The organism is Streptomyces sp. NPDC087901, assembly GCF_044742205.1.
GTDB lineage: Bacteria > Actinomycetota > Actinomycetes > Streptomycetales > Streptomycetaceae > Streptomyces.
In genome coordinates, this window is record NZ_JBIUUC010000002.1 from 219,148 (window position 1) to 231,752 (window position 12,605).

13 protein-coding genes are annotated in these 12,605 nt (G+C 71.0%); 11 read left to right on the forward strand and 2 right to left on the reverse strand.

From position 1 onward, the window contains the following. Positions 1-110: 110 nt before the first annotated feature. The gene (locus ACIOEW_RS06560; RefSeq protein WP_362548979.1) at positions 111-530 is read left to right on the forward strand and encodes a PaaI family thioesterase; all 420 of its coding nucleotides are present in this window, start codon (positions 111-113) and stop codon (positions 528-530) included. Positions 531-541: 11 nt separating this feature from the next. Beyond that, positions 542-1,738 (forward strand): cytochrome P450, encoded by a 1,197-nt coding sequence (locus ACIOEW_RS06565; RefSeq protein ID WP_401961898.1) that lies wholly within the window; start codon positions 542-544, stop codon positions 1,736-1,738. Positions 1,739-1,760: 22 nt separating this feature from the next. On the opposite strand, the gene ACIOEW_RS06570 is transcribed toward ACIOEW_RS06565, so the two are convergent. Then, positions 1,761-2,765 carry a Gfo/Idh/MocA family oxidoreductase gene (locus ACIOEW_RS06570; protein WP_401961900.1) on the reverse strand — a complete coding sequence of 335 codons (1,005 nt, stop codon included), beginning with the start codon at positions 2,763-2,765 and terminating at the stop codon, positions 1,761-1,763. 151 nt (positions 2,766-2,916) lie between these two features. Here ACIOEW_RS06570 and ACIOEW_RS06575 point away from each other — a divergent pair, with 151 nt between their 5' ends. The 6 genes from ACIOEW_RS06575 (at position 2,917) to ACIOEW_RS06600 (ending at position 8,762) form a co-directional block, all read left to right on the forward strand. After that, positions 2,917-3,669: a GntR family transcriptional regulator gene (locus ACIOEW_RS06575; RefSeq protein ID WP_401961903.1), complete on the forward strand. Its 753-nt coding sequence runs from the start codon at positions 2,917-2,919 to the stop codon at positions 3,667-3,669. 259 nt (positions 3,670-3,928) lie between these two features. Next, positions 3,929-4,912, forward strand: a complete 984-nt coding sequence (locus ACIOEW_RS06580) for a sugar ABC transporter substrate-binding protein (RefSeq protein ID WP_362548968.1) — start codon at positions 3,929-3,931, stop codon at positions 4,910-4,912. Continuing rightward, positions 4,909-5,961, forward strand: a complete 1,053-nt coding sequence (locus tag ACIOEW_RS06585) for an ABC transporter permease (protein WP_362548965.1) — start codon at positions 4,909-4,911, stop codon at positions 5,959-5,961. Before ACIOEW_RS06580 ends, ACIOEW_RS06585 begins: the two co-directional genes overlap by 4 nt. Continuing rightward, positions 5,958-6,818: an ATP-binding cassette domain-containing protein gene (locus ACIOEW_RS06590; RefSeq protein ID WP_401961906.1), complete on the forward strand. Its 861-nt coding sequence runs from the start codon at positions 5,958-5,960 to the stop codon at positions 6,816-6,818. Before ACIOEW_RS06585 ends, ACIOEW_RS06590 begins: the two co-directional genes overlap by 4 nt. Before the next feature lie 175 nt (positions 6,819-6,993). Next, positions 6,994-8,157, forward strand: coding sequence for an ROK family glucokinase (locus ACIOEW_RS06595; protein WP_123527511.1), 1,164 nt, complete (start codon positions 6,994-6,996; stop codon positions 8,155-8,157). Between the two features lie 14 nt (positions 8,158-8,171). After that, the gene (locus tag ACIOEW_RS06600) at positions 8,172-8,762 is read left to right on the forward strand and encodes a hypothetical protein (protein ID WP_362548958.1); all 591 of its coding nucleotides are present in this window, start codon (positions 8,172-8,174) and stop codon (positions 8,760-8,762) included. 305 nt (positions 8,763-9,067) lie between these two features. Here the strand turns inward: ACIOEW_RS06600 and ACIOEW_RS06605 are convergent, their stop codons facing one another. Further along, the gene (locus ACIOEW_RS06605) at positions 9,068-10,294 is read right to left on the reverse strand and encodes a metallophosphoesterase (RefSeq protein ID WP_401961909.1); all 1,227 of its coding nucleotides are present in this window, start codon (positions 10,292-10,294) and stop codon (positions 9,068-9,070) included. A 294-nt stretch (positions 10,295-10,588) separates the two neighbouring features. Between ACIOEW_RS06605 and ACIOEW_RS06610 the strand changes: the two genes are divergently transcribed. The 3 genes from ACIOEW_RS06610 to ACIOEW_RS06620 all read left to right on the forward strand — a co-directional run bounded on the left by ACIOEW_RS06610 (position 10,589) and on the right by ACIOEW_RS06620 (position 12,571). Beyond that, a complete protein-coding gene (locus ACIOEW_RS06610; protein WP_362548943.1) occupies positions 10,589-11,233 on the forward strand; it encodes a LysE family translocator in 645 nt (214 codons plus the stop codon). A gap of 461 nt (positions 11,234-11,694) precedes the next feature. Beyond that, positions 11,695-12,039, forward strand: coding sequence for a hypothetical protein (locus tag ACIOEW_RS06615; protein ID WP_401961912.1), 345 nt, complete (start codon positions 11,695-11,697; stop codon positions 12,037-12,039). 343 nt (positions 12,040-12,382) lie between these two features. Further along, positions 12,383-12,571, forward strand: coding sequence for a hypothetical protein (locus ACIOEW_RS06620; RefSeq protein ID WP_401961915.1), 189 nt, complete (start codon positions 12,383-12,385; stop codon positions 12,569-12,571). Positions 12,572-12,605: the final 34 nt, after the last annotated feature.

Here is a 12,605-nt window from a genome sequence, read left to right on the forward strand (position 1 = left end):
ACCGGCTGCCGGGCATGCTGATCCGCGGAGCGCGCAGGCTCCCCGAGGGCCGGTGACGCAGGTTCGCTTCCCGGACGCTGTCGCCGGCGAGACAGAGAGAGGACCCCGTCATGACCGGACTCGACCTGCAGATGGCACAGAAGGTGCTCGACAGCCAGCCGTTCAGCGTCCTCGTCGGCGCCCGGATCACCGCCTTCGGCGACGGCGCGGCCACGCTGGAGATCGACAGCCGTGAGGCGTTGCGGCAGCAGAACGGATTCCTGCACGGCGGCGTGCTCGCCTACGCAGCCGACAACGCCCTCACCTTCGCCGCCGGAACGACGCTCGGCCCGGCGGTACTGACCGGCGGCTTCTCGATCCAGTACCTCCGCCCGGCCACCGGCGCCACACTGGTCGCGCGTGCGGAGGTCGTCCACACCGGCCGCCGGCAGGCCGTGGCGCGCTGCGATCTGTTTGTCGTGGGTCAGGACGGCGCAGAGACACTGTGTGCCGTCGCCCAGGGCACCGTGCTGAGCGCCACCTCGTCCTGAAGGAGCTCCACATGACGACCGAAGCGATACTCGACCTCGGGGCGCTCGGTGAGCGCTTCACCCGTGACCCGTACCCCGTCTACGCGGACTTACGGGCTCGTGGCCCCGTCCACCGGGTCCGGATCCCCGAGGGCACACCCGCCTGGCTCGTGGTCGGGTACGAGGAGGGCCGGGCCGCACTCGCGGACCAGCGATTCTCCAAGGAGTGGCGCAACGCCTCGCCCTCCCTCGGCGTCAGCCAGGTCGCCTCGGGGACCTCCATGCTCAGCTCGGACGCACCTTCGCACACCCGTCTGCGTAAACTCGTGACCCGCGAGTTCACCGCCCGCCGGATGCAGCAACTCGTCCCGCGCGTCCAGCAGATGACGGACGATCTGCTCGACACCATGCTGGCGGGCCCTGACCGCAGGACCGATCTCGTCGAGTCCCTGTCCTTCCCGCTGCCCATGTCCGTCATCTGCGAACTTCTCGGCGTACCGTTCCTCGACCGCCGGGCCTTTCGTGAGTGGTCCAACACCGTGGTGTCCTCCATCGACGGCGACGCGCGCCGCGCCGCGACCGCCGAGATGTCCGGCTATCTGGCCGGGCTGCTCGACGACAAGCGCAAGCAGCCGGGCGACGACCTGATGAGCGCGCTGATCCACACAGCCGACGAGGAGGGTGACCGGCTCTCCGCCGGCGAACTGATGGGCATGGCCTGGCTGCTGCTCGTCGCCGGGCACGAGACCACGGTCAACCTGATCTCCAACGGTGTGCTGGCCCTGCTCATGCACCCGGACCAACTGGCAGCTCTGCGAGCCGACTTCGGCCTCATCGACAACGCAGTGGAGGAGATGCTCCGTTACGCGGGCCCGGTGGAGACACCCACGTACCGGTTCACCACCGAAGCGATCGATGTGGGCGGCACGGTGATTCCGGGCGGCGGCGAGCTCGTCCTGGTCGCGATGTCGGATGCCAACCGAGACCCGCACCGCTACCCGGAGGCGGACCGTTTCGACATCACCCGGGACGCCCGCGGGCACCTGGCCTTCGGACACGGCATCCACTACTGCCTGGGTGCGCCGCTGGCCCGCATCGAGGCGGCGGTGGCCATCAGATCGCTGCTGGAGCGCTGCCCGGAGCTGGCACTGGACATCGATCCGTCCGAGCTGACCTGGCGTACGGGGATGCTCATCCGGGGGCCGGAGGGGCTGCCGGTCAAATGGTGAACGGGCAGGCGGTGTGCCCGGGTCAGGCGGACGGGATCTCCGTCAGCTCCACCGGGCGCCGCTCGCGCCGCGAAACCTCGCACGCCTCCGCGACCCGCAGCGCGTGCAACGCCTCCCGGCCGTCGCAGGGATTGGCCGCCTCGCCGCGCACCAGGCGGACGAAGGCGTCCAGTTCGGCCTCGTACGCGGGGGCGAAGCGCTCAAGGAACCCGGTCCAGGGTCCGGCCGGGGCGCCGGGGCCCTTCGGTTCGGCGGAGGTGAGGGGTGTGCGGTCGTCGAGGCCGACCGCGATCTGGTCGCGCTCGCCCGCGAGCTCCATCCGTACGTCGTACCCGGCGCCGTTGCAACGGGTCGCCGTCGCCGTGACCAGGGTGCCGTCATCCAGCGTCAGCAGCGCCGCCGCCGTGTCCACGTCGCCTGCAGCCCGGAACATCTCGGGCCCGGCGTCCGACCCGGTCGCGTACACCCGCGTCACCTCACGGCCCGTCACCCAGCGCACCATGTCGAAGTCATGGATCAGACAGTCCCGGAACAGCCCGCCGGAGAGCGGAAGGTACGCGGCGGGCGGCGGCGCCGGATCGGACGTCACCGTCCGTACGGTGTGGAGCCGGCCGAGCGCCCCGCCGCGCACCGCGGCGCGTGCCGCCGCGTATCCGGCGTCGAACCGGCGCATGAAGCCGAGCTGGAGGACGCTGTGCGCACGCTCCGCCGCGCGGAGCGCCCCGAGTGTGCCCGCCAGGTCCAGGGCGACGGGCTTCTCGCAGAACGTGGGCAGCCCCGCGCGGGCGGCCCGGCCGATCAGCTCGGCGTGGGCGGATGTGGCGGAGGCGATCACCACGGCGTCCACACCGGCGTCGAAGACCTCCGTCGCCGTGGCCACGGCCCGCGCACCGGTCCGGTCGGCGACGGCGGCCGCGCGGGCCGGGTCGGGGTCCGCCACCACCAGGGCCTCCACCGCGGGATGGCGGGCGAGGACTCCCGCGTGGAAGGAGCCGATCCGGCCGGTGCCGAGGAGTCCGATGCGCATGGTCCCAACGTGCCGTCAACCGGTGACGGTGTCAACCGTATGTCCTGACAAATTGGGGCCCGTTTCGGCAGGTTGATCTCAGATCGACTCTGTCCGGACAACAGGACGACCGGACTACCGGAGATGCGAACGTGCGCGTTACGCTCCCGACGTGCCGAAATCCACCGCCGACGCCACGGTCCTCAACCTCGGCGTGGACCGATCCAGCCCGGTCCCGCTCTACTACCAGCTCGCTCAGCAGCTGGAGGCGGCCATCGAGGACGGCCGGCTCGCCCCCGGTGGACTGCTGGGCAACGAGATCGACCTCGCCGCCCGGCTCGGGCTGTCCCGGCCCACTGTCCGCCAGGCCATCCAGTCGCTCGTGGACAAGGGGCTGCTCGTCCGGCGCCGCGGCGTCGGCACCCAGGTGCTGCGCAGCAAGGTCAGGCACCCGCTCGAGCTCAGCAGCCTCTACGACGACCTGGAGACCGCGGGCCGGCACCCCTCGACCACCGTCCTGGCCAACACCGCCCGGCCCGCCACGGCAGCGGTCGCCGCGGCGCTGGGCGTCCCGGAAGGCGCCGAGGTCCAGTACATCGAGCGGCTGCGCCATGCGGACGGCGAACCCCTCGCCCTCCTGCGCAACCACCTGCCCGCCGGACTCCTCGACCTCTCCGGTGACCGGATCGCAGCCACCGGCCTCTATCGGATGATGCGCGGCGCCGGCATCACCCTGCACAGCGCCCGCCAGACCGTCGGCGCCCGCCTGGCCACCGCCGCGGAGGCCGGCCCGCTCGGCGAGAGCGCCGCCCTGCTCACGATGGAGCGCACCACCTTCGACGACACCGGCCGGGCGGTCGAGTTCGGCTCCCACCTCTACCGTGCCTCGCGCTACGCCTTCGATTTCCAGCTCCTCGTACGGTGACACGGGGCCCCGGCTCTCGTACGGTGTCACAGGCTTCTCGGCTACTCGTACGGTGACGACGGCCGCACCAGGTCGCCCCGCTGCCGTACACGCTCCCTTCCGACACACGCGCCGCGCCCCTCCGGGTGGCGGGGTCTCGGGCTCGGGGATACTTGCCCAGCCGGGCCGGGACCGCATGGCCCCGGCTCCACCAGCAGCACAGCGAGCAGCACAAGAAGGGCACGGCGTCGTGGCAAGGGTTCGGACAGGGGTACGTGCGATGGGCGCCGTGCTAGCGGCGGTGCTCGGGGCCTCCCTCATGGGATGCAGCAGCACCGGCGGCAAGCGGGCGGAGGAGCGTGCGGCGCAGGCCGCGGCCGAGGGCCGGTCCGCGGTGAACACGCCCCGCTGGACCTTCGCCATGGTCACCCACTCGGGCGACGGCGACACCTTCTGGGACATCGTCCAGAAGGGCGCCGACATGGCGGCCAAGAAGGACAACATCAACTTCCTGTACTCGCACAACGACGAGGCGCAGCAGCAGGCCCAGCTCGTCCAGGCCGCCATCGACAAGAAGGTCGACGGGCTGATCGTCACGCTCGCCAAGCCCGACGCCATGAAGGACGTCGTCGCCAAGGCCGTCAAGGCCGGCATCCCGGTGATCACGGTGAACTCGGGCTCTGCCGAGTCCAAGAGCTACGGCGCGCTCACGCACATCGGCCAGGACGAGTCGATCGCCGGCGAGGCCGTCGGCGACGAGCTCAACAAGCGCGGCCGCAAGAAGGCCCTGTGCATCCTGCACGAGCAGGGCAACGTCGGCCATGAGCAGCGCTGCGCCGGGGCGAAGAAGACCTTCGACGGTCAGATGCTGAACCTGTACGTCGAAGGCACCAACATGCCGGACGTCCAGGCCTCCATCGAGGCGAAGCTCCAGGCCGACAAGGACATCGACGCGGTCGTGACCCTCGGCGCGCCGTTCGCGGACGCCGCCGTCAAGGCGAAGCAGACCGCCGGCAGCAAGGCGGAGATCGACACCTTCGACCTGAACGCCAAGGTCGCCGCCGAGCTCCAGGCCAAGACCCTCGGCTTCGCCGTCGACCAGCAGCCCTACCTCCAGGGGTACGAGGCCGTCGACCTTCTCTGGCTCTACCGCTACAACCGCAATGTGCTCGGCGGCGGGCTGCCGGTCCTGACCGGTCCGCAGGTCATCACCTCCGCCGACGCCGCCCAGCTGGCCGAGTACGCGGACCGGGGAACCCGATGACCGCGGCCTCGGGCTCGTCCGCCCCGCCCGGTGCGGACGAGAGACTGCTGCGCACCTCGCCGCTGCGCAAGCTGCTCGGCAGGCCCGAACTGGGCTCGATCGTCGGCGCGGTCGCCGTCTTCCTCTTCTTCGCGATCGTGGCCGACAGCTTCCTGCGCGCGACCAGCTTCGGCACGGTGCTGTACGCGGCCTCCACCATCGGGATCATGGCGGCGCCGGTGGCGCTGCTGATGATCGGCGGAGAGTTCGACCTCTCCGCGGGTGTGATGGTCACCAGCTCCGCGCTGATCTCGTCGATGTTCAGCTACCAGATGACGGCCAACGTGTGGGTCGGCGTCTTCGTGTCCCTGCTGGTCACGCTCGTCATCGGCGCCTTCAACGGCTTCATGCTGACGCGTACCAAGCTCCCGAGCTTCATCATCACGCTCGGTACGTTCCTGATGCTGACCGGCCTCAACCTGGGACTCACCAAGCTCATCAGCGGCACCGTCTCGACGAAGACCATCGGCAACATGGAGGGCTTCGACTCGGCCCGCAAGGTCTTCGCCTCGCACTGGACGGTCGGCGGCGTCGAGCTGAAGGTGACCATCCTGTGGTGGGCCGTCCTCGTCGCGGTCGCCACCTGGATCCTGCTCCGCACCCGTTTCGGCAACTGGATCTACGCCGTGGGCGGCGGGGCCGACGCGGCCCGCGCGGTCGGCGTCCCGGTGATCCGGACCAAGATCGGGCTCTACCTCGGGGTGGCCTTCGCCGCCTGGGTCTCCGGGCAGCACCTGCTGTTCAGCTACGACGTGGTGCAGTCCGGCGAGGGCGTCGGCAACGAGCTCATCTACATCATCGCGGCCGTCATCGGCGGCTGCCTGATCACCGGCGGCTACGGCTCCGCGATCGGCTCGGCGGTCGGCGCCGTCATCTTCGGCATGACCAGCAAGGGCATCGTGTACGCGGAGTGGAACCCGGACTGGTTCAAGTTCTTCCTCGGAGCCATGCTGCTCCTGGCCACCCTGCTCAACGCATGGGTACGCAAGCGCGCGGAGGCGACGAAATGACGGCCCCCCAGGCATCGAGCGGGTCGGCGGACACCGGCCGGCGGGCCCTGGTCGAGCTCGACCACGTCAGCAAGTACTACGGCAACATCAAGGCGCTCCAGGACGTCTCGCTGGAGGTCCACGCGGGGGAGATCTCCTGTGTCCTCGGTGACAACGGTGCCGGCAAGTCCACCCTGATCAAGATCATCGCGGGCCTGCACCGGCACGATGCCGGGAGCTTCCTGATCGACGGCGAGGAGACCGCACTCGCCAATCCGCGCGACGCCCTGGACCGGGGGATCGCCACGGTCTACCAGGACCTCGCCGTCGTGCCCCTGATGCCGGTCTGGCGCAACTTCTTCCTCGGCTCCGAGCCGACGACCGGCGCCGGTCCCTTCAAGCGCCTCGACGTCCGGCTGATGCGGGAGACGACCCGTTCCGCGCTGCTGCGGATGGGCATCGACCTGCGCGACGTCGACCAGCCCATCGGCACCCTGTCCGGCGGTGAGCGCCAGTGCGTCGCCATCGCGCGTGCCGTCCACTTCGGTGCCAAGGTCCTCGTCCTGGACGAGCCGACCGCGGCGCTGGGCGTCAAGCAGTCCGGTGTGGTGCTCAAGTACGTCGCCGCCGCCCGGGACGCGGGACTCGGCGTGGTTCTCATCACGCACAACCCGCACCACGCGTACCTCGTCGGTGACCGCTTCGTGCTCCTCAAGCGGGGCGCCATGGCGGGCAGCCACGCGAAGGGCAGCGTCACGCTGGACGAGCTGACCCGGCAGATGGCGGGCGGCAGTGAGCTGGAGGAGCTCAGCCACGAGCTGGAGCGTGCCCCGGGCCCGCCGGCCGGCCGGCCGGACGAGGACGACACCTCCGCGTGACCGTGTCCACAGCTGTTCCCGCCCGCCCGACGGGCCCGGTCTCCGGGCCTGCCGGGCGGGCGGCGGCAGGCCGGTTGCCGCACGGCCCCCGGCCGTCAGTGGCAGAATCGACTCCGGCGGGCACCGTCCGCCGCCGGAAGCACGACGAGCCGGCCCCCCAGACCATGCAGGGACGATGAGCACGTACCGCGACTTCACGCACCGCGGCTCCGCCCGCGCCACCGTCCTGCGGACCGTCGGCACCAGGGAGCGGCGCTCGCACCTCACCGCGCCGCGGGTCCCCACGGTCGGGATCGACATCGGGGGGACCAAGGTGATGGCCGGCGTCGTCGACGCCGACGGCAACATCCTGGAGACCCTGCGCACCGAGACGCCCGACAAGTCCAAGAGCCCCAAGGTCGTCGAGGACACCATCGTCGAGCTGGTGCTGGACCTCTCGGACCGCCATGACGTGCACGCGGTGGGCATCGGAGCGGCCGGCTGGGTCGACGCCGACCGCTCCAAGGTCCTGTTCGCCCCGCACCTGGCCTGGCGCGACGAGCCCCTGCGCGACGCCATCGCCTCCCGGCTCGTGGTCCCGGTCATGGTGGACAACGATGCCAACACCGCCGCCTGGGCCGAATGGCGCTTCGGCGCCGGCCGCGGCGAGGACCACCTCGTCATGATCACGCTCGGCACCGGCATCGGCGGCGCGATCCTGGAGGACGGTCAGGTCAAGCGCGGCAAGTACGGCGTCGCCGGTGAGTTCGGCCACATGCAGGTGGTGCCCGGCGGCCACCGCTGCCCCTGCGGGAACCGCGGCTGCTGGGAGCAGTACAGCTCCGGGAACGCACTCGTCCGGGAGGCCAGGGAACTGGCCGCCGCGGACTCCCCGGTGGCCCACGGAATCATCGAGCGGGTCAAGGGCAACATCCCCGACATCACCGGACCGCTCATCACCGAACTGGCCCGCGAGGGCGATGCGATGTGCATCGAGCTCCTCCAGGACATCGGCCAGTGGCTCGGCGTCGGCATCGCCAATCTGGCCGCCGCGCTCGACCCCTCCTGCTTCGTCATCGGGGGCGGTGTCAGCGCCGCCGACGACCTGCTGATCGGACCGGCCAGGGACGCCTTCAAACGGCACCTCACCGGCCGCGGCTACCGTCCCGAGGCCCGGATCGCGAAGGCGCAGCTCGGCCCCGAGGCAGGTATGGTCGGCGCGGCCGACCTCGCCAGGCTGGTGGCCCGCCGCTTCCGGCGCACCAACCGCCGACGCGTCGAGCGGTACGAGCGGTACGCCCAGATCTACGACCAGGCCGCCAGCACCATCCGTAACACGCGCAACACCCGCACTTCCTAGGGATCCCCACACCCATGACCGCAGCCGAGCACCCCGTCGTGCCGCGCCAGTCCCCGCCGCCCGGCGAGGGACCGACGCCCGAGGAACGGCGCCGGACTGTCCGCCGGCGCCTGATCACGGCGACCATCATCGTGCTGCTCATCGGCATCCCGGCCGGCTACCTGCTGATCTCCGCAGGACAGAGCCGCCGCTCCGGGCAGGACAAGGCCGCCGAGGCGGCGGCGCAGGGACTCCGCGAGGGCTGGCCGTCACGCATGCTCCGCCGGATCTTCGAGGTGCCGATCCCCATGGACGCCAAAGAGGTCCAGTACTACGAGACCAACAACTGGAAGGCCAGCCGGATGTACGTGCAGTTCCGCACGACGTCCAACGGCCTCGACCGGTTCCTGACCCAGGTGGGCACAGGACGTGCCGCCCTGGAGACGGGCAAGGTCACCGTGGGCGAGCGCGACACGAAGATCGCGGGCTGGTACTTCGGCGACGGCGTCTCGTGGGCGGGCACCACGCACACCAACAAGGACCCGCGGCCGACCCAGGACATCACCGTCGACATGACCGACCCGGTGGCGCCTGTCGTGTACGTCGTCTCCGCCGCGACCCCCTGACCCAGAGCCGACGGGCCGCTCGCACGGGCGCGACGCGGTAGGCCCGGGGCACGGTCGCGACCACCCGGCCCGGGCGGGGGCCTACCCGGCCGTCCTGTTCGCGCGGATCAGTGTCTGCTGGCCGTTGGCGACGACCAGGGCGAGTACGGCGAGAAGCTCAACAGCCTCACCGAGTCCGTCGCCCCGTCCAGGCTGGAGGGCGCCCCTGGGGCGGCTTTCCCGCCGCTGCCGTGACGCGTGACCCGGCCGCTGCCTTCCGGGAGCTCAAGGAGCATGACGGCAGGGACATCTGGCTGCGGCCCTGCTCAGAAGGGCTGTGTGGGAGGCCGCTGCGGGGAGCGGAGTACGAGCAGGGTGATCTCGCTTGGGGCGAAGACGCGGAACGGCGGGCCCCAGAAACCGGTGCCGCGGCTGGTGTAGAGGAGGGTGCGCGTGCCGTGGCGGCTGAGGCCTGCGAGGGCGGGCTGGTCGATGCGGACGAGGTGGTGGAAGGGCCAGATCTGGCCGCCGTGGGTGTGGCCCGAGAGCTGGAGGTCGATGCCGCCCGCTGCGGCTCGGTCGACGAACTTGGGCTGGTGGGCCAAGAGCAGTACGGGCAGGTCGGGGTCGGCGCCGTTCAGGGCCCCGGCGAGGTGGGCGCGGTGGCCGGCCAGGCCGGAGGACTCGGCTGTGACGTCGTCCACGCCGGCGACTACAAGGGTGTCGCCGCCGCGTTCGAGCAGCAGATGACGGTTGCGCAGCGGCTCCCAACCCAGCTCGTCCATCAGGTCGACCCAGCCCTGGGCCTCGCTGTAGTACTCGTGGTTTCCGGTGACGTAGACCCGGGCCCGGGTGGCTTGCACGGTGCCGAGCGGAGCGGCCTGGGCGCGGCGGCGTTCGGCCGTGCCGTCCGCGATGTCGCCGGTGTGGCAGACCAGGTCGGCTTCCAGGGTGTTGACCTTCGCGCAGACCCGGGCAGACCAGCGGGCGCGGTCGAGCGGGCCGTAGTGGGTGTCGGTGATGAGGACGACGCGGGTTCCGTCCAGTCCGGCTCCCAGTCGCGGCAGTTGAACGTCGAGCCGGCGTACCCGTGGTACCCGGCGGGCCTCGGCGTACCCCCAGGCGAGCAGCACGGCGGCTACGCCGAGGACCACCCAACTGACGATCCGGGCCCGGTTCTGCCCGTCGCCCACGCCGGCCACGGTCAGGGCGAGGCGCAGCAGGACGCCGAGCAGGACGGACCAGGTGAACAGGACCCAGCCGGCCCCAAGGAGGGTGTCTCCGATGATCGCCGCCCAGTCCTGCTGCCGCCGGCCGTGGCCGCGCATCATCGCGAGCGGCATGGCGACCAGACCGAGGACGAACAGGGCGGTGCCGCCCAGCGCCACGGGGAGCGGCCAGTGCTGGCCGGCGTGGAGCAGCACCCAGCAGGGCACAGTCCACAGCAGGACGGGGGCGATCAAAGGGATGTAGCGCATCAGGCGGCGCAGCCGACTCTCCTGGGCCGCATGCGCTGCACCCTCCGCGGACCGGGCTTCGCTGGTGTCGGTCACGTTTCCCCTCCTCGAGTAGCCGGACTGCCGGCGCGCACTGTACCCGGTCGCCCTGGTGACCTGCGTCGGAGATCCGTTGAACAAGTGGCGACCTCGTCGAGGATCTCGTCGGCGGTCCGGAAGAAGGGGCGCCTCAGGAACGGGGCCGGGGCCGGGGCGCATGAAGGCGCCGAGTGGCAAGGCCGTAAGCTGCAGCGGCGCGGTAGGCGCTGCGCATGCGTCGTACCCGTCCCCTTGCGGTCGGGTATCCCCGTTCCGTATCGGGTACTTGACGAACGACCTGGAGGTTGACCGGTGATCACTCTGACCGCAGTCGGAGGAGTCGCACTGGTCGAACTGGGCATGGCGCTCACTCCCGGGCCGAACATGATCCACCTTGCCTCCCGCGCGATCACCCAAGGCCGCAGGGCGGGTCTGGTCAGCCTCAGCGGGACCGCCGTGGGATTCGTGTGCTACCTGCTGGCCGCGGCTGCGGGCCTGTCCGCGTTGTTCGCCGCCGTGCCGGTGGCATTCACAGTGGTCAAGCTTGCCGGAGCCGCCTACCTGGCCTATCTCGCCTGGAGCATGCTCAAGCCCGGCGGCCGCTCACCCTTCGCCCCGGCCCAGGACCTGCCTCCAATCTCCGACGCCCGCCTGTTCTCGATGGGGTTGCTGACCAACCTGCTCAACCCCAAGATCGCTCTCATGTATGCAGCCCTGCTGCCCCAGTTCCTGGACCCGCAGGCAGGCCCGGCCTGGGGGCAACTGCTCCAGCTCGGTGGCGTGCAGATCGTCGTGGGGATCTCCGTGAACGCTCTGATCATGCTGAGCGCAGCGCGGGTGTCGGGGTTTCTGGCCGCCCGGCCCCGCGCCATGGCCGCCCAAAGGCTCACGGCAGGCGGCCTGCTCGGTGCCTTCGCGCTGCGCACCGCCCTGTCCCGCACTGCTGCCTCCGGCTGAGCCCCGGGCCTGCGTCTCGCCGTGACCTGCTCGCCGGTGCCGAGCGCGACCTCGGCGACCTCCTGACGCCGGCGGGCCGGGATTGGGCCTCCACACACCTGCCCGGCCACTGCGCTCCCGTCACAGCCGCCCTCGCCCGCGTTGTCGGCCTTCCCGCGCCGGCCATGCCACCTGAGGCGTCACGGCGGCGTTCCGAGCCGTGCGGTCCATCATTGAGGCGGGAATTCGCACCGCGCTCAGTCAAGGATGGCAATCCACTGGTGCAGGGCCCAGCTTCCGTCCGAAAGGGCCGGTTCAGGGCCGTGGCGAAGCCTCGGTCTCCCCGTCCACAGGACGTGGCGGCCCTTTGGGGGAATGCAGGTTCGTTTCCTCGCCATCCGTACGAGTGAAGCGCGGATGCAAGGTCCGATGACTGGGCAATGAGGATCACGGCAACGTCCCCACCAGCAGAAAGACCCACGATGCGTCTTCGCTCCGCTTTCACGGCCGTTCTCGGCGCCACCCTGCTCATCGCCGTCACCCCTGCTTCCGCCTCGGCCGCGACCGGACAGTTCCGCTACGACTACGTGACCATCGAGGGATACGAGGCCGTCGGCTTCCTCAACAGCCCGCCCAGCGGCGAGTGCCTCGATCTCCCCGGCGTAGGCCAGGACAACCCCCAGCCCGGTCACTCACCGAAGAACCGCACGGATGCCTGGGCGACGGTCTTCACCGAGCTCAACTGCGAGGGTGACTCCTTCATGCTCCGTCCGCACACCGGCGGGGCCTCGGAGCGGCTGAAGGTGCGCTCGGTCGTCTTCGGCTGACCCACCGCCACCCCGAAGAACTCGGTCCCCCGGGACCGGACGACGCTCCGGGGCCGACCGGCCCCGGAGCGGGCGCGGCAGCCGGGATGCGAGGCCCGGCGTGCCTCGGATCGTCGCTCCCGACACCGGCGTCCCGCGAGCCCCACGACCCGAGCCTCCTCGAACTCGGCCCGGGCCCGCACGGTTTCCCAAGGGCTGCTGTCCCGCAGCCCAGACCGTTCAGGCACTTGCCGGCCCATCTTGTTCGTCGGAGACGACCGGACGCTCGGGGCCGACCCGGCATTCGACCGGGCTCATCAACACGCCGCGGCCGGGACAGGACACCACCGCCACCGGCCGCAGCTTGAGCGGGGCTCCTGCCGCCGAGGGCGAGCCGACCGGCCAGGCCTGGCGCTCGGTCAGTCGCGCCGGCGCGTTCCGCGATGTCGCGGGCCTCGGCGGGATGGTGGGCACGGCCGGGCGGTTCGTTCTGGGGGCGGGCCCGTACGACGAAGCGGAGGCGCCCGAACTGATTGTCACTGGGGCCGCCTAGAGTTTCTCCCACTCGTCACGGTGCGTTGCCGCTG